Consider the following 16018-nt stretch of genomic DNA (forward strand, 5'->3'; position numbering starts at 1 on the left):
CGGCGCCCCGTGCCCGGTCTCCGTCCGCTTCCCGGGCCCGATCTCGCTCACCCGTCGCCGACGACGGGACGGAGCCTCAGAACTCCAGGTCCACCACCACCGGGGCGTGATCGGAGGCGCCCTTGCCCTTGCGCTCCTCACGGTCGATGAACGACCCGGTGACCGCTTGCTGCACGGCCGGGGTGCCCAGCACGAAGTCGATGCGCATCCCCTCCTTCTTGGGGAAGCGCAGCTGCTGGTAGTCCCAGTAGGTGTACACCCCGGGGCCGGGGTTGTCCGGGCGCACCACGTCGGCGAAGCCCGCATCGACCAGCGCCTGGAAGGCGGCCCGCTCCGGCTCGGTCACGTGGGTCTTGCCCTCGAAGAACTCCATCGACCACACGTCCTCGTCGTGCGGCGCCACGTTGAAGTCACCGACGAACGCAACGCGCGCCTGCGGGTCCTCGGCGAGCTCCCGTGCGCCCTCGGCCCGCAGGGCGTCCAGCCAGCGCAGCTTGTACGCGAAGTGGGGGTGGTCGATCTCGCGGCCGTTGGGCACGTACAGCGACCAGATCCGCAGACCGTCGCCCACCACAGCGCTGATGGCCCGCGCCTCGGCCACGCCGGTCTCGTCCTCCGGCCATACGGGCACCGCCGGCAGCTCGGGGCGCACGTCCTCCAGGCCCACGCGGGAGACCAGCGCCACCCCGTTCCACTGGTTCAGGCCGTGGGCGTGGACCTCGTAGCCGGCCTCCACCAGCTGGGTGAGGTCCAGCTGGGCGGGCTTGGCCTTGGTCTCCTGCAGGGCCAGCACGTCGACCTGATGGCGGTCGAGGAAGGCGAGCACACGGTCCATCCGGGCACGCAGGGAGTTGATGTTCCAGGTGGCGATGCGCATGGCCCCGATCCTACGGGCCGTGAGCCCGTGGCGGCCTGACGATGGCTCCACCTGCGATTACCATCTGGACATGGCGCGCGCACTCGTCACCGGATCCACCTCAGGGCTGGGGTTGGAGTTCGCCTGGCAGCTGGCCGGGACCGGCCACCACCTGGTGCTGGTCGCGCGCAACGAGGACCGCCTGCGCACCATCGCCGCGCAGATCCGCGACGTCCACGCGGTCGAGGTCGAGGTGCTCGCGGCCGATCTCTCCGACCGCGCCCGGCTGGACCGAGTGGCCGTGCGCCTGACCGACCCGGTGGACCCGGTCGACCTGCTGGTCAACAACGCCGGCTACGGGCTTCGGGGAGGGTTCCTCGAGATCGGCGTCGAGGACCACGAGAAGCAGATGGACACCCTGATGCGGGCGGTGCTGGTGCTGTCCCACGCGGCGGCGCGCTCCATGGTGCAGCGTCGCCGGGGCGCCATCATCAACGTCAGCTCCTTGGCCGGGTACACCACCGCCGGCCCGTACGCCGCCTCCAAGAGCTGGGTCACCGTGTTCACCGAGTCCCTGGCCGCGGAGCTGAAGGGCACCGGGGTCAGCGCCACCGCGCTGCTGCCCGGGTTCGTGCAGACCGAGTTCCACGAGCGGGCCTGCATGAACATGGAGGGCCTGCCGCGGGTCACCTGGCTGAAGGCCCCGTTCGTGGTGGAGCAGGCCCTGAAGGACGCAGCCCGGGGCACGGTGCTGTCCATCCCCTCGGTGAAGTACCGGACCGCAGGGGAGGTCTCCCGCATCGCACCGCGCTCACTGGTGCGGGCACTCACCTCCCCGAACTGGTACCACCGGCTCCAGCAGAACGCGGTGGTGCGCTCCCGACGGCGTGCCTCCCGCCGCAACCTTCATGCCCCCTGGCAGCGCGAGGACCCGCCGCAGTAGCTGCCCTCGCTGCGGTGCCGCTCCGGTCGGCTCCTGCCCGCTGCACACCGCGCGCCGGGCCATGCGCGCCAGTACCCTGGGGCGCATGCCCGACACCACCCCCACCTCCGACCGCCCCGAGAGCTCAGGCCAGAGCTCCGCTCTCACCGCCGACCGGGAGCGCCTGCGCCGGTTGATCCGTGACCTCGCCGTGGTGCGCGGCCAGGTCACCCTGTCCTCCGGCGCCCAGGCCGACCACTACGTGGACCTGCGGCGCATCACCCTGCACCACGAGGCCGCACCCCTGGTGGGCCGCGTGATGCTGGACCTGCTGCGGCGCGAGGGCCTGGTGCCCGGCATCGACGCGGTGGGCGGCCTCACCCTCGGAGCGGACCCGGTGGCCACCTCGATCCTCCATGCCTCCGCAGCGCAGGCGGAGCACCCGCTGGACGCCTTCGTGGTGCGCAAGGCCAACAAGGCCCACGGCCTGCAGCGGCGCGTCGAGGGACCGGACGTCGCCGGCCGCCGCGTGGTCGCCGTCGAGGACACCTCCACCACCGGTGGCAGCGTGCTCACTGCCTGCGAGGCCCTCACCGAGGCCGGGGCCGACATCGCCGCGGTCGCCGTGATCGTGCATCGCTCCGACGCCTCGCGCCAGGCCGTCGAGCAGGCCGGTTACCGCTACCTGGCGGCCTACGACATCTCCGAGCTGGAGATCTGAGGGAGGCGCTCAGACCTCCGGGACGGCGAAGGTGTCGCAGGACTCCACGGTGCCCTTCTCGTAGCCCGTGATGAACCAGGCCTGACGCTGCTCGGAGGAGCCGTGGGTCCAGCTCTCCGGGTGGATGCCGCCACCGGCGACCTCCCCCTGGATGTGGTCGTCGCCCACCGCAGCGGCCGCCGACAGACCGGAGGCGATGTCCTCCTGGGTCAGCGGCTCCAGCATCCGCACCCCGTCCTCGTCGACGGTGTTGGCGGCATGGTGCGCCCACACCCCGGCGTAGCAGTCAGCCTGCAGCTCCAGGCGCACCGCATCGGACTGCGGTCCGGTGTCCTGCCGGTTCGCCCGCTGCATGGAGCCCTGCAGGTTCTGGATGTGATGGCCGTACTCGTGGGCCACCACGTAGATCTTGGCCAGCTGGCCCCCGTCGGCCCCGAACCGGGACTCGAGCTCGCCGAAGAAGGAGACGTCCACGTAGATGCTGGCGTCGGCCGGGCAGTAGAAGGGGCCCACGTCGCTGGTGGCCGGGCCGCAGCCGGTCTGCACCTGGCCGGTGAACACCTGCCCGCCGGGCTCGACGAACTCGATGCCCGAGGCGGGGGCGAGCTCGGACCACAGCGAATCGGCCGATTCGATGGTGGCCTGCACCAGGCAGTCGTCGCGCTCGTTCGCGTCCTGACCGGTGTCGCATCCCTCGAGCGTGCCGCCCTCGGCGACAGGGCCCGGCTGCGGCTGGCTGCCGCCGAGCAGGGCCCCCGGGTCGCCCCCCATCAGCATGTAGACCAGGATCACGACCAGCAGCAGGCAGCCACCGCCGCCGCCGATGGCGACGCCGCCGCCACCGCGCCCGGGGCGGAACCCGCCGCCGAAACCGCCGCCGCCGCTGCGAGAGACGTTGTCAGAGCGGATCTCCGCGTTGGGATTGAAGGTCATGGCCACAGAGTAGACGAGCGTCACGTCCGGGGGTATCGGTTCACCGACGCGCCTGACGCCTGGTCGAGCACCGGCGGGCATGACCGGATGAGGTGGATGCGGGCAGTGCCACAGCCCGATCCGAGACGGTGCCGCCTACCATGGGCCAGTCCGCTCGTGCATCTGCCGGGGGGAACGCGCGAGAAGTCCGCCCTCGCGCCCCGAACTCGGAGGAGCTGCTGCATGAACATCGTCGACTGGGCCGTGGAGACGATCGACCGTTTCGGCGCCTTCGGTGTCGCCCTGCTGATCTTCCTGGAGAACGTCTTCCCCCCGATCCCCTCCGAGGTGATCCTGCCGCTGGCCGGCGTGACCGCCGCCGGGCCCAACAACACCTACGCCGGCATGCTGATCGCCTCGATCATCGGCTCGGTGACCGGGGCATGGCTGCTGTACGGCCTGGGCCGACTGTTGGGTCCGGAGCGCCTGCGCTGGGCGTTCATCCACCTGCCGCTGCTGAACGTGGACGACTACGACAAGACCGTCGACTGGATGGACAAGCACGGTCAGAAGGGCATCTTCTTCGGCCGCATGGTGCCGGGGGTGCGCTCGCTGATCTCGATCCCCGCGGGCCTGTACAAGATGCCCTTCTGGATGTTCACCCTGCTCACCGCCCTGGGCAGCGCCATCTGGAACACCATCTTCGTGACCTTCGGCTACACCCTGGGCAGCAACTGGACCGTGATCGAGCCCTACACCGATGTGATCTCCAAGATCGTCTACGCGATCATCGCGATCGCCCTCGTGTGGACCCTGATCAAGCTGATCCGCCGCGAGAAGCGCCGCAGGGAGCTGGGTCTTCCCGATCCCGACGAGGAGCAGAAGAAGGAGCTCCGTGAGAAGGGGGACGATGACGCACGCTGAGCCCGCCCAGGAGCGCGAGGTCGGCGTCGGCCCCCACCCCGAGCCCTGGCCCGAGGACCCGCACCTGGATCCGGAGCTGCTGGCCCACGGCGACCGCCGCAACGTGCTGGACCGGTACCGCTACTGGCGGCGCGAGGCGATCATCGCCCACCTCGACACGTCCCGCACGGCCCTGCACGTGGCGATCGAGAACCTCGAGCACGACGCCAACATCGGCTCGGTGGTGCGCACCGCCAACGCCTTCAACGTGGCCGCCTTCCACATCGTCGGCAGGCGGCGCTGGAACCGCCGCGGTGCGATGGTCACCGACCGCTACCAGCACGAGCTGCACCATCCCGATGCAGCCTCGCTGGCGGCCTGGGCCCGTGCGCAAGGACTGTCCATCGTGGCGATGGACCTGGTGCCGGGAGCGATGCCCATCGAGCACACCGCATTGCCGCGCGACTGCCTGCTGGTGTTCGGCCAGGAAGGGCCGGGTCTCAGTGAGGACCTGCTGGCAGCAGCGGACCAGGTGGTGGGCATCAGCCAGTTCGGCTCCACCCGCTCCATCAACGTGGCCGCCGCCGCGGCGATCGCCATGCACACCTGGGTGGTGCAGCACGTGGACGTGCCGCGGGGACCGCTGGCCTGAGCGGCTCTCCGGGCTCGGCTCCGCCCACCGGCTCACGCAGCATCGCTCTGACAGATCTGCGACGAACGACGTTTTGGCGGGAACGCCTCCGCTCACCGGTCCGCCCTCCACGGGAGGGCAGCTGCCTAGAATCGCAGGATGCTTCCCGAGGCCACGCGCCGTCGTATCCGCTCCAGCGCCCGCGACGGCGCTCGCCGCCCGGAAGCCGCCCGTCCACGCGAGCAGCAGGCGGTGTGATGGCGGGGACCAGCGACGAGACGGTCGAGATCGCCTCGGAGCACCTGGCCTCGCGCATGAGGTGGCGGTCGCACAGCTGGCTGTGCCTCATAGGCGCGGTCGCGTGGCTGGCGCTGTGGATCCTCATCGAGGAGCGGATCGAGCAGGGCGCCGCTTGGACCTCGCCTCTCGCGGGCACGGGTCCGCTTCCGGGCGCGGCGCTGGAGAAGCAGAGCAAGGATTCGCACGCACCCGGTTCCGAAGGTGGCGGCAGCGGCAAGCATGTCGAGTCGGCGGGAGCCTTCGACATCCGTACGTTCATCGGGGCGCTGATCGGACTGTTCGGCCTGATCGTCCTGCTCACGGGCCTATTCGGGTTCAGTCCCGAGGAAGCAGCCAAGACCGGTGGTGTGAACGCGAACCTGTGGGCCGGTATCGCGATGATCGTGTTCGCTGCGCTGTTCGCGGTGTGGTCGAAAGTCGACCCGATCCGATTCGTGGTGCAGGACAACGCGGAGGGCGCCGAGGAGGAGCGGGACTTCGCCGCGCTCGACTGACGTCGGCCCGTACGGTGTTGCGCGTGCACCCTGAGTGCGCGCTGTGCCGCGGGGTCGTGAGTGGCCGATCCGCGGGGCTGAGACGCAGGCCACTCCCGGAGCCCGCGGGACCCTCCCCGGGGGCGGCCCGGGGCCACTGTGGAACAATGAACAAGGACGAGCGATCCCGTGTTGCATCATTGCGCCCGAGGTCGTCCCAGCAGTCTCTTCCTGAAGGAGAAATACCCCATGGCAGTTGTCACTCCCGACCAGTACAGCGCGATGATCGACCGCGCCAAGGCCGGCAAGTTCGCCTACCCCGCCGTGAACGTGTCGAGCTCGCAGACCGCGATCGCCGCCCTGCGCGGCTTCACGGAGGCCAACTCCGACGGCATCATCCAGGTCTCCTTCGGCGGTGCCGAGTACCTCTCCGGCTCCACGGTCAAGGACCGCGTGGCCGGCTCGATCGCCCTGGCCGAGTTCGTGCACGCCGTGGCCAAGAACTACCCGATCAACGTGGCGCTGCACACCGACCACTGCGCCAAGGAGGTCCTGCCCACCTGGGTGGAGCCCCTGATCGAGTGGGACCTCGAGAACCGGGTCAAGAAGGGCATGGACCCGCTGTTCCAGTCGCACATGTGGGACGGCTCCGCCGTCCCGGTGGACGAGAACCTCGAGATTGCCGAGCGTCTGCTGGCCAAGTCCGTCGAGGCCAAGAAGATCCTCGAGATCGAGGTCGGCGTGGTCGGCGGTGAGGAGGACGGCGTGGAGGCCAACGTCTCCAACGACAAGCTGTTCTCCACCCCCGAGGACGGCCTGAAGACCGCTGAGAAGCTGGGCCTGGGCGAGAACGGCCGCTACCTGACCGCCCTCACCTTCGGCAACGTGCACGGCGTGTACAAGCCGGGCAATGTGAAGCTGCGCCCCTCGGTGCTGCTGGACATCCAGAAGGCCGTCGGCGAGAAGTACGGCAAGGACATGCCGTTCGACCTCGTGATGCACGGCGGTTCCGGCTCCACCCTGGAGGAGATCCAGGAGGCCGTGGACAACGGTGTCATCAAGATGAACATCGACACCGACACCCAGTACGCCTTCACCCGTCCCGTGGTCTCGCACATGTTCGAGAACTACGACGGCGTGCTCAAGGTCGACGGCGAGGTGGGCAACAAGAAGGCCTACGACCCGCGCGCCTGGGGCAAGAAGGCCGAGGCCGGCATGGCCGCCCGCGTCGTCGAGGCCTGCGAGAACCTGCGCTCGGCCGGCACCCACGAGGGCTGACACGCACTCCCTCCGCCACCCGGCGGAACGAGACGGGGGCATCCACCAGCGGTGGGTGCCCTCGTCGCTGTTCGACTCAGCTCACCAGCGGTTGCCCTGCGCCCTGCGCATCACGGACTTCAGGGCCGGCAGCACGTCCGCCAGGAAGATCCCGGCGATCACCACGCCGATGATCATGAACAGCATCGAGGTGCCGCCCCGGCCGATCGGGTACGGAAGGGAGAGGAAGCCCAGCAGCATCGACACCCCCGTCAGCACGCACCAGAACACCTTGGTGCGCTTGCCCGCGGCCACGTAGGCGTCGGACCGGAAGCGGATCGCGTTGACGAACGCCCAGACCTCCAGGGCCAGCAGGGCGAGGGCGAGCACAGCGAAGATCCACATCTGGATGGCAGCGATCATCGCGCCAGGATAGTCGGATCGCCCGCATCCACCCTGGCAGCCCGGGCGGGCAGGAGGAGCCTTCCGCTAGGGCCGTCGGCGCTCCGGATCGGACCGGTCGGTGATCAGCAGTTCCAGGGCCTCCGTGGTCGCCGGCGGCTCCACGGCCTTCATCTCGCGGGTCAGGGGACGCGGGCCGATGGACTCCCCGTCGGCGGCGATCAGGAGGCTGGGCAGCAGGCGCTTGGCGTCCTTCGCCTCCAGACCGGTGGCCTGCAGCAGGTCGATCGCCAGGGAGCGCAGCTGGATCACGAGCGTCACCCCCTCGAAGTGCCCGGCCCGCCCCGGTCGAACCCCCTGATCGTTCTTCAGCAGCAGCTCGGGGGTGAGGTAGGAACCGAACAGGCGCAGGCTGCGGCGGGCTGCGGTGAAGTCCACGTCGTCCTGGCTCACCGCCGCACGCAGCTCGGTGATGGCATCACGGGCGGCCAGCAGCGCATCGGCCAGGGTGGAGTGCGCATCCCCGTTGACGGCGGTGAGGAACTCGACCTCGCGCCGGGCGATCACGCGCAGGTTCCGCATGGCCCGGTCCGATCCGATCAGCAGGTGCTGGAGGCGCTCCACCCCCGCGGCGTGGCGGTAGGCGGTGGGGGAGTAGGTGGCCATCTCGTTGGCCGCCTCGTTCGCCACCTTCCACTCATCGGTGAAGGACTGCGAGGAGATCCGCACCGACCGCAGCGCCGCCTGCGCCACGCTCACGTCCCCGCTGCGGGCGGCCAGGGCCAGGTTCACCATCGTGTCCTCGAGCTCCTGGAAGAAGTCGGTGGCGGCCCGGCGCTGAACGGAGCGAGGATCCCCGGTGGTCAGCAGATGGATCAGGATCGCGACGGTGACACCGGTCAGAGCGTCCACGACGCGCCCGCCCGGCGTCATCCCGGGCGTGACCGGCATGATCATCACCAGCAGCGACTGGATCGTGACCTGGAAGCCGAACAGGTTGCCGGAGTCCAGCAGGCGGGCCAGCAGTCCGGCCCCGAACACCACCACTGTGATCTGCCAGGTGCCCGGGCCGATGGTGGAGCGGGCCAGCTCGCCCAGCAGCACGCCGAGCATCACCCCGGCGCTCATCTCGACCACCTTGCGGATCTTCGTCTCCGTCCCGAAGCCGATGATGATGAAGGCGACGATCGAGGAGAAGAAGGGGTACTCGTGCCCCCACAGCAGGTGGCTGAGCAGGTAGGCGAGGGCGGCCGCCACGGCGGCGCGACCGATGGACAGGGCGTCCTGCCGGCCCCGGGAGGAGCCGGCGCGCACCCTCCCCGTCAGGCCTTGGCGCAGCCGCTCTGCGCGTGTCATGCGGTGGGCGCTCGGATCGTTCACGGGCGCACCGGGTCCGCCAGCCGCATCTGCAGCAGCTCACGGATCTCGAAGGTCTCCCCGTCGCGCGCGCCGCGGCCCACCACCATCGGGGCGGGGGACGGTTCAGGAGTGGCGCCGCGCAGTCGGGACATGAGGCCGCCCGGTACGCGCAGCACGTAGAAGCGGGCCTCCTCGTCGACGGCGAGGGTGAGATCGTGCTTGAGGTACCAGCCGGTGAGCGAGGTGCGGATGGTGCCGGCCCCGGTGAAGGGACGCGCCTGCAGGGGGACCGGCTCGATGCCGGCGGCCCGGAAGGCCCCGATGGCCTCGCGGATGATCGCCGTGGCGCGCTCGTGCTCGCTCTGCCGCTGCGCCTCCAGCGCCTGCTGCTGCGCCGCGATCACCTCATGGCGCTTGTTGGTCCAGTCCTGCTGCTCGCCCTCACCGCTCATGCCGCCATCATCCCAGGTGCGGGGGCGCGGCGCCCACAGCAAGCCGGTTCCACGGCGCGGCCGACGGGCCTGTCACGGGATCAGAGGCGTGCAGTGGCGGGGCGCTCCCCGTGGTCCCGGGGCAGCACGATCGGCTCCTGGGCTGCGTCCAGCCAGGCCCGGGCCTCACCGTCGTCAGCCCCGGGCTCGGGCACGGCCACCGCCAGCGGAGCGTCCAGGGGCACGGCTCGCTTGACCACGGCCAGTGCGATCGGACCCAGGTCCGCGTGGATCGCGGCGGAGGTCACGGTGCCCACGACCTTCCCGTCGGCGCCGCCCAGGCGCACCTGCCCGCCGGGGGCGACCGGCACGTCCTGCGATCCGTCCAGGTGCAGCATCACCAGTCGCCGGGGAGGCTGGCCGAGGTTCAGCACCTTCGCGACCGTCTCCTGCCCTCGGTAGCAGCCCTTGGTGGTGTGCACCGTGGTGCGCAGCAGGTCCAGCTCGTGGGGGATGGTGCGCTCGTCCACCTCCCGCGCGGCACGTGCGCGGTGATCGGCGATCCGCAGCGCCTCCCAGGCCAGCATGCCCGCCAGGTGCTCCTCCCGCCACGGCAGCGCCTGCAAGGCCTGTGCGTCCACCACTGTGAGCACTGCTCCGACCGGGTCCTCCGGGTCCGGGCCGTAGGCCACACCGCCCGGCGCCACCTGCGGCCAGCCGTCGCTCCACACCGCCACCGGTGCGGGCAGCTCCAGTGCAGTGGCATGCCCGGCCAGCACCTCGTGCGCCGGGGCCACGGCACCGAGGACCCGCAGGTCGTCCCGGTCGATCAGCTCGACCCGCGCGGCGAAGCGCATCATCTCCAGGTATCGGCGCAGCCCGGCGCGGCAGCCCGAGTCCAGGATCAGCAGCACGGAGTCCTCGGCCAGGAGCACCGCGGAGGCCAGATGCTCCACGCGGCCCTGCGGGGAGAGCACCGCCATGCTCGCACCGGCAGCCACCGAGGACCCGGTGAAGTCCTGCGAGGTGATGGTGGTGAGCCAGCTGCGGGCATCGGCGCCGCGCACCTCGAGCAGCTCCAGCTGGCCCAGGTCCACCACGGAGCGGGAATCCAGCAGCCTCCGCTGCTCGCGCAGGGGCGCCCCGTAGTGCGCGGGCACGGCGGCATCCGGGCCCTCGCCGAGCACGGCCCGCTGCCGCAGCAGCGGCGGTCGTACTGCCGATGTGCTCCCGGCGGCAGGCTCGGCCGACGTGCCGGGCACAGGATCGGGGACGACGGGATCAGGCACGGTCGAGCTCCAGGGACAGATAGGGGATCATGGCGGACTCCTCGGCGACGTGGCCGCCGGTCGCGGTGTCGCCTGCGCGTCTCTCCCACAGCCACATCAGCCGCCCCGACACGTACCCGGCCATGCGAGTCTCCAGCACCCGGGAGGTGCCCTCGTCCCGGCGGGCCAACTGGATGCGGGGGCCGCGCACCTCTCCTGCCCATGCGGCCTCAGGTGCGGCGTCCTCGTCACTGGTGGGCTCGAAGCGGGCCGTGAGGCCGTAGGAGACGAACCCGGCCGGACTGCCGGGCGCGGCCTCGCGAGCGGCCTGGAGATCCTGACCGGGCAGGGGATCGCCCACGATCCACTCGCCGCGCTCGCGCATCAGCAGGCGGCGCTCACCGGTGCCTCCCTGGCGCGGTGGCGGCGCGTCCTCGCGTGCGAAGACGCTGGTGGGCGGCAGCGGGGCGGCCTGATCGACCGTGTGGATCTCGGACACCCAGGCAAGGGTGCCGTTCTCGGTGGGGGTGCATTCCAGGCGCTGCTCGACGCGGAGGTCACCGGCGTCGGCTCCCGGGCGATGCAGAGCACCGCTGCCCTCCCAGGTGCCCACCAGCCAGGCCAGCGGGTACAGGGAGGAGGGCAGGGAAGGATCGAGGGAGATCGGCACGGCGCTGCCTCCGGCCGCTCAGCGGCCGAACAGGCGGGCGAGGACCAGGACGGCGAAGGCGAGCGTGCCCACGCCGACGAGGACCACCAGGGCGAGGAAGAACAGGGAGAGAGCGGACATGAGGGTGAGTCTAACGGCTCAGGTCAGCAGGTTCACGGCCAGCAGCGTCATCACGCCCACCGTCGCGACCGGGGCACCCGCCACAGCGAGGGAGGCCGATGGTCTGCGTGCCATCAGGGAGGAGCCCAGCAGCAGGTGGGAACCGCTGGCTCCCACCGTCGTCACCAGGCCTGTCGCCGCAGCGGGAACGGGGCCCACCCCGGCCAGCACCCCGGCGAGGAGGGTGATCACGGCCGTGCCCAGCAGTGCGGCCAGCAGCAGCCGGGGCAGCGAGGGCAAGGGGGCGGCCCCGGCCAGGAGCGTCACCGCCAGGCCCAGGGCGATCGCGGCCACCAGCCCGGTGCGGCCTGTGCCCACGGCATCGGACTGCGCCAGCACCCAGCAGCTGCCCAGGCCCGTGAGCATCACCCCGGCGACGGTCCCGGTGAGGGAATCGGTCAGTCGGGAGCGCTCACGACGCACCATCTGGTGGACGAAGGAGGCGAACACCCCGACCGCGCACACCATGATCACCGCGGCCACGGCCCCGGTGCGCTCCGCCACGACCAGGGAGAACAGCGCGCCCAGCACACCGGTGCCCGCCACCACCAGGCGCGTGCCGGGCGCCGAAGGCAGCTCCAGCAGGTCCGGCCACGCGATCCCCACCAGCACCCCGAGCAGCGCGACCGTCAGCGCCACCAGGGTGGGAGAGAGGGGGCCGGTGAGGGCGACCAGTGCCATCAGCAGCGCCAGGGCGGCACCGAGCGGGGCGCGCTCGGGAGCGATCATGGGGCGGGCCTCGCTCTCGGATCCGGGGTCTCGGCCACGGCCGACGACGGGTTCGGGCGGGCGCTAGAGTGTCAGTCTACGAGCGGCCGCCGGCACCGGCGGCATCATCGCCCCCGGAAGGACCCCATGATCACGTCGGACGCCCTCTCCTCGGATGAGCGGCACTCCGTCGGCAGGCTCCTGGAGGCCGCCACTGCGCACGACGGCGTCCCGGCCCTGGACGAGGCCGCGCGGCTCGCGCTCACCGGCACCGGCGCCCGTCACCTGCTGATCCCCGCGGCGCCCGGCAGCGGGGAGGCCACCGCGCAGGGCTACGCCTCGATCCTCCCCGACGGGACCGTGCAGGGAATGGTGCACCCCGAGGCCCGCAGGCAGGGCCACGGCACCGCACTGCTGCAGGCCGTGCTGGCCAAGCGCCCCGACGCAGGGGTATGGGCGCACGGTGCACTGGAGCCCGCGCTCGCGTTCCTCGAGGGCCGAGGACTGCGTGCGACCAGGCGCCTGCTCACCCTGAGCCGGGACCTGGGCCCCTCCGCACCGCTCCCGGCCGTGCCCGCGGCGCGTATCGACGGTCTGCAGCTGGACACCTTCGTGGCCGAGAGGGACGCCGAGGCCTGGGTGGAGCTGAACGCGCAGGCCTTCGCCGAGCACCCGGAGCAGGGCGCTCTCACCCGCGAGGACCTCGACCGGCGCATCGCCGAGCCCTGGTTCGATCCCGAGGACCTGCTGCTGGCCCGCCATGGGGGCGAGCTGCTGGGATTCGTCTGGATCAAGCGCGAGCCCGCGGATGCAGGCGGCGAGCGGTCAGGCACGGCGGGCTGCTCCGGCGTCGCCGAGCTGTACGTCGTGGGCACCGCCCCCCGGGCACAGGGTCGCGGCGTGGCCGGCCACCTCATCGGCACCGCCCTGCACCGCCTCAGCGCCGACGGCACGGCGCTCGTGGAGCTCTACGTCGAGGCCGACAACACCGCCGCCCTGGAGCTGTACCGCCACTGGGGCTTCAGCGTGGCGGGCAGGGACGTCCAGATGCGCCTGCCGGAAGCGGGCTGAGAGGTGCGCGTCGCTCCCGGGACCCCGCCACCCGTGCTCGCCGCCGGCGTGCTGGCATGGCGTGAGAAGTCCTCCCGCATCGAAGTGCTGCTGGTGCACCGCCCCCGCTACGACGACTGGTCGGTGCCCAAGGGCAAGCTCGACAAGGGGGAGACCTTCCCCGCCGCTGCCGTGCGCGAGGTGGCCGAGGAGACCGGGTACCGGGTGAGGCTGCACCGGCCGCTGCCCGCCTCCGTGTATCTGCTGCCGGACGGCCGCACCAAGATCGTGCAGTACTGGATCGGCACGGTGCGTGCGAAGGACGCGCCGGGGCCGGAGGACCCCACCGAGGTGGACGAGGTGCGCTGGGTGGGGCTCGACGAGGCCGAGCGGATGCTCACCCGTCATGGGGACCAGGTGCTCGTGACGACGCTGCGCCGCTTCCTTGAGGACGAGACGCTGGAGACCGTCCCCATCGTCCTGCAGCGGCACGGCGCCGCCATGCCGCGTGCGAAGTGGCGCAAGGGTGAGAAGTCGCGCCCCCTGAACTCGAAGGGGAAGAAGCAGGCGCAAGCCCTTCCCGGACTGATCGACGCCTTCGATCCCACCCGGGTGCTGAGCAGCCCCTGGAAGCGGTGCCTGGCCACCGTGGAGCCCTTCGCCCGTATCGAGGGCCTCACCATCAGGACCAAGGACGAGCTCACCGAGGCCGGGGCGGAGGAGCACCCCTCCCGCACCGCCGCGGTGATCGAGCGGGTGCTGCACGAGGGGCGCGGCACCGTGGTGTGCACCCATCGACCGGTGCTGCCCACCCTGATCGGTGCCGTGAAGAAGTCCGCCGATCGCGGCGCCGAGATGGAGCTGCCCAGGGAGGATCCCTTCCTGGCGGCCGGAGAGGCCCTGGTGCTGCACACCACCGCAGCGGGAAGGGTGGTCGCCGTCGAGCGGCATCTGCCCAACATCGCCTGAGCATCGGTACGATCCTTGGGAGCCGCCCCCGCACAGACCGGGTGCGGCAGGGGCGGGCGTCGTGCATCGTCCCTGACGACCACACAGCACCAGCAGGGGAGAGCCATGACGCAGGGTGGGGGATACCAGTACCCGGAATTCGGATCATCGAGCAGCGAGGCGGACCGGCACGGCCAGGGATCCCAGCACAGCGATGACCCGTACGCGATCAGCGAGGACCACGGGTACAGCGATCCGTACGCCTCGTCCTCATCGGCCTCCTCGGCACCCGGCTACCAGCCGTCCCCCTCGCCGGCCTACCAGTCCTCGTTCCAGCAGGGCCCCGGCTACGGCCAGCCCGCGTACGCCCCCGGCCCGCCGTCCTCCTCGCACGCGGTCGTGGGGATGGTGCTGGGCATCGTCTCGATCGCCCTCTGCGCGGGCGTCACTGCGCCCATCGGGCTGATCTTCTCGATCCTCGGGATGCGGGAGACCAGCCCGACCGCGACCGAGCCCAAGGGCGGGCGGGGCCTGGCGATCGCGGGCCTTGTCACCTCGATCCTGGGGTGCCTCGTGCTGCTGTTCGTGGTGGCCTACGTCGTGCTGGTCATCGGGGTCGGGATCGCCGCCAGCACCAGCTGAACGGCTCGGCCCGCCACGGAGCCCGGTTGCACGCGTCCAGGAGATTGTGACCGGTTCGTATCCTGCTTCCTGCCTGCGGTTTCGGTCACAAAAGGGGCGAGTTCACCCGTTGTTCACACGCGAGGGGGGAGGGCGTCATCTGCGCTCCCTAGCGTCCACTGCGACACACGTCGAAGCAGCTTCTTCCATGCAGGGCCTCGGGCCCCGAAAGGACTCACAGTGAACGTTCGCAAGAACAAGCTCGTCGCACTGGCAGCGCTCGGTCTGACCGGTGGGCTGGCCCTGTCCGCCTGTGGCGGCGGCGACACCGGCAACGGTGGCGACGGCGGCAATGCGGGTGGCAACGGCGGCTCCAACGGCTCCGACGCCGGTGGCCAGGAGGGTGGCGCCGGCTACGCCGAGCTGACCGGCAGCATCGCTGGCTCCGGCGCCTCGTCCATGCAGAACGCGCAGACCGCGTGGACCGAGTCCTTCATGGGCCTGGTCCAGGCCGAGGGCGGCGACGTCACCGTCACCTATGACGCCACCGGCTCCGGCACGGGCCGCGAGCAGTTCCTCAACAGCGAGGTCAAGTTCGCAGGCACCGACTCCCCGCTGGACGAGGAGGAGCTGGCCGCGTCCACCGAGGTGTGCAACGGCGAGCAGGCCTTCAACCTCCCCGTGTACATCTCCCCGATCGCCGTGGTGTACAACCTCGAGGGCGTCGACGAGCTGAACCTGACCCCCGAGGTGATCGGCGGGATCTTCGCCGGCGACATCACCAAGTGGAACGACGAGAAGATCGTCGAGCACAACCCGGATGCGAACCTGCCCGACAAGGACATCGTGCCCGTGCACCGCTCCGACGACTCCGGCACCACCGAGAACTTCACCGAGTACCTCTCGGAGAACGCTCCCGATGCCTGGACCCACGGCCCCGTCGAGACCTGGCCCATCGACGGTGGCCAGTCCGGTGACGGCACCTCCGGTCTGATCTCCACCGTCGAGGGCGGCGACGGCACCATCGGCTACGCCGACGCCTCCCAGGCCGGCAACCTCGGCATCGCCAAGATCCAGGTGGGCGAGGAGTTCGTGGAGTACTCCGCGGAGGCCGCAGCCAAGGCCGTCGACGTCTCCCCGCGCGCCGAGGGCCGCGAGGAGAACGACATCGTGGTCGAGCTGGACCGCACCACCACCGAGCAGGGCGTGTACCCGATCGTGCTCATCTCCTACCTCGCGCTGTGCGGCTCCTACGCCGATGCCGGCGAGGGAGAGGCCGTGAAGGCCTACGCCTCCTACATCATCTCCGAGGACGGCCAGCAGGTCGGTGCCGACAACGCCGGCTCCGCCCCGCTGTCGGATGAGCTCTCCTCCGAGGCCCAGGCCGCCATCGACGGCATCCAGGTCGGCTGATCCAGCCCGAGACA

18 protein-coding genes are annotated in these 16018 nt (G+C 71.0%); 10 read left to right on the top strand and 8 right to left on the bottom strand.

Annotated features, from left to right (window positions below):
- Nucleotides 1-76 precede the first annotated feature (76 nt).
- On the bottom strand, nt 77-877 hold the full coding sequence (locus tag M4D54_RS12245) for an exodeoxyribonuclease III (protein ID WP_193865286.1): 801 nt from the start codon (nt 875-877) through the stop codon (nt 77-79).
- A 70-nt stretch (nt 878-947) separates the two neighbouring features.
- Here M4D54_RS12245 and M4D54_RS12250 point away from each other — a divergent pair, with 70 nt between their 5' ends.
- Nucleotides 948-1799 (top strand): SDR family oxidoreductase, encoded by an 852-nt coding sequence (locus M4D54_RS12250; RefSeq protein ID WP_193865287.1) that lies wholly within the window; start codon nt 948-950, stop codon nt 1797-1799.
- A gap of 85 nt (nt 1800-1884) precedes the next feature.
- Nucleotides 1885-2499 (top strand): orotate phosphoribosyltransferase, encoded by a 615-nt coding sequence (locus tag M4D54_RS12255; RefSeq protein WP_193865288.1) that lies wholly within the window; start codon nt 1885-1887, stop codon nt 2497-2499.
- Between the two features lie 9 nt (nt 2500-2508).
- Here M4D54_RS12255 and M4D54_RS12260 read toward each other — a convergent pair whose 3' ends face one another.
- On the bottom strand, nt 2509-3432 hold the full coding sequence (locus tag M4D54_RS12260) for a neutral zinc metallopeptidase (RefSeq protein WP_259891837.1): 924 nt from the start codon (nt 3430-3432) through the stop codon (nt 2509-2511).
- A gap of 222 nt (nt 3433-3654) precedes the next feature.
- Between M4D54_RS12260 and M4D54_RS12265 the strand changes: the two genes are divergently transcribed.
- The 4 genes from M4D54_RS12265 to fbaA all read left to right on the top strand — a co-directional run bounded on the left by M4D54_RS12265 (nt 3655) and on the right by fbaA (nt 6996).
- A complete protein-coding gene (locus M4D54_RS12265) occupies nt 3655-4335 on the top strand; it encodes a DedA family protein (RefSeq protein ID WP_193865290.1) in 681 nt (226 codons plus the stop codon).
- Entirely contained in the window at nt 4322-4966 is a 645-nt protein-coding gene (locus M4D54_RS12270) for a TrmH family RNA methyltransferase (RefSeq protein ID WP_193865291.1), read from the top strand. The genes M4D54_RS12265 and M4D54_RS12270 overlap by 14 nt, the downstream gene beginning before the upstream one ends.
- Before the next feature lie 236 nt (nt 4967-5202).
- Nucleotides 5203-5739 (top strand): hypothetical protein, encoded by a 537-nt coding sequence (locus M4D54_RS12275; RefSeq protein WP_228018938.1) that lies wholly within the window; start codon nt 5203-5205, stop codon nt 5737-5739.
- Between the two features lie 228 nt (nt 5740-5967).
- Complete coding sequence (gene fbaA, locus M4D54_RS12280) at nt 5968-6996, top strand: class II fructose-bisphosphate aldolase (RefSeq protein ID WP_193865292.1); 1029 nt, start codon at nt 5968-5970, stop codon at nt 6994-6996.
- Nucleotides 6997-7077: 81 nt separating this feature from the next.
- Here the strand turns inward: fbaA and M4D54_RS12285 are convergent, their stop codons facing one another.
- From M4D54_RS12285 to M4D54_RS12310, 6 genes are all read right to left on the bottom strand, one after another.
- Nucleotides 7078-7398 carry a DUF2516 family protein gene (locus M4D54_RS12285; protein ID WP_193865293.1) on the bottom strand — a complete coding sequence of 107 codons (321 nt, stop codon included), beginning with the start codon at nt 7396-7398 and terminating at the stop codon, nt 7078-7080.
- Nucleotides 7399-7464: 66 nt separating this feature from the next.
- Nucleotides 7465-8757, bottom strand: coding sequence for an aromatic acid exporter family protein (locus M4D54_RS12290; protein ID WP_259891842.1), 1293 nt, complete (start codon nt 8755-8757; stop codon nt 7465-7467).
- Nucleotides 8754-9188, bottom strand: a complete 435-nt coding sequence (locus M4D54_RS12295; protein WP_193865294.1) for a hypothetical protein — start codon at nt 9186-9188, stop codon at nt 8754-8756. The genes M4D54_RS12290 and M4D54_RS12295 overlap by 4 nt, the downstream gene beginning before the upstream one ends.
- A gap of 80 nt (nt 9189-9268) precedes the next feature.
- The gene (locus M4D54_RS12300) at nt 9269-10429 is read right to left on the bottom strand and encodes a folate-binding protein YgfZ (protein WP_193865380.1); all 1161 of its coding nucleotides are present in this window, start codon (nt 10427-10429) and stop codon (nt 9269-9271) included.
- 19 nt (nt 10430-10448) lie between these two features.
- Entirely contained in the window at nt 10449-11105 is a 657-nt protein-coding gene (locus M4D54_RS12305; protein WP_193865295.1) for a heme-binding beta-barrel domain-containing protein, read from the bottom strand.
- Between the two features lie 138 nt (nt 11106-11243).
- Nucleotides 11244-11993, bottom strand: coding sequence for a hypothetical protein (locus M4D54_RS12310; protein WP_193865296.1), 750 nt, complete (start codon nt 11991-11993; stop codon nt 11244-11246).
- Between the two features lie 126 nt (nt 11994-12119).
- Here M4D54_RS12310 and mshD point away from each other — a divergent pair, with 126 nt between their 5' ends.
- The 4 genes from mshD to pstS all read left to right on the top strand — a co-directional run bounded on the left by mshD (nt 12120) and on the right by pstS (nt 16004).
- Nucleotides 12120-13043, top strand: a complete 924-nt coding sequence (mshD, locus tag M4D54_RS12315; RefSeq protein WP_193865297.1) for a mycothiol synthase — start codon at nt 12120-12122, stop codon at nt 13041-13043.
- Between the two features lie 33 nt (nt 13044-13076).
- Entirely contained in the window at nt 13077-13991 is a 915-nt protein-coding gene (locus tag M4D54_RS12320) for an NUDIX hydrolase (RefSeq protein WP_259891845.1), read from the top strand.
- A 105-nt stretch (nt 13992-14096) separates the two neighbouring features.
- Nucleotides 14097-14612, top strand: coding sequence for a DUF4190 domain-containing protein (locus tag M4D54_RS12325; protein WP_193865299.1), 516 nt, complete (start codon nt 14097-14099; stop codon nt 14610-14612).
- A gap of 219 nt (nt 14613-14831) precedes the next feature.
- A complete protein-coding gene (gene pstS / locus M4D54_RS12330) occupies nt 14832-16004 on the top strand; it encodes a phosphate ABC transporter substrate-binding protein PstS (RefSeq protein ID WP_193865300.1) in 1173 nt (390 codons plus the stop codon).
- The last annotated feature ends 14 nt before the right edge of the window (nt 16005-16018 follow it).

The organism is Brachybacterium sp. p3-SID1565, from assembly GCF_025143785.1.
Classification (GTDB): domain Bacteria; phylum Actinomycetota; class Actinomycetes; order Actinomycetales; family Dermabacteraceae; genus Brachybacterium; species Brachybacterium epidermidis.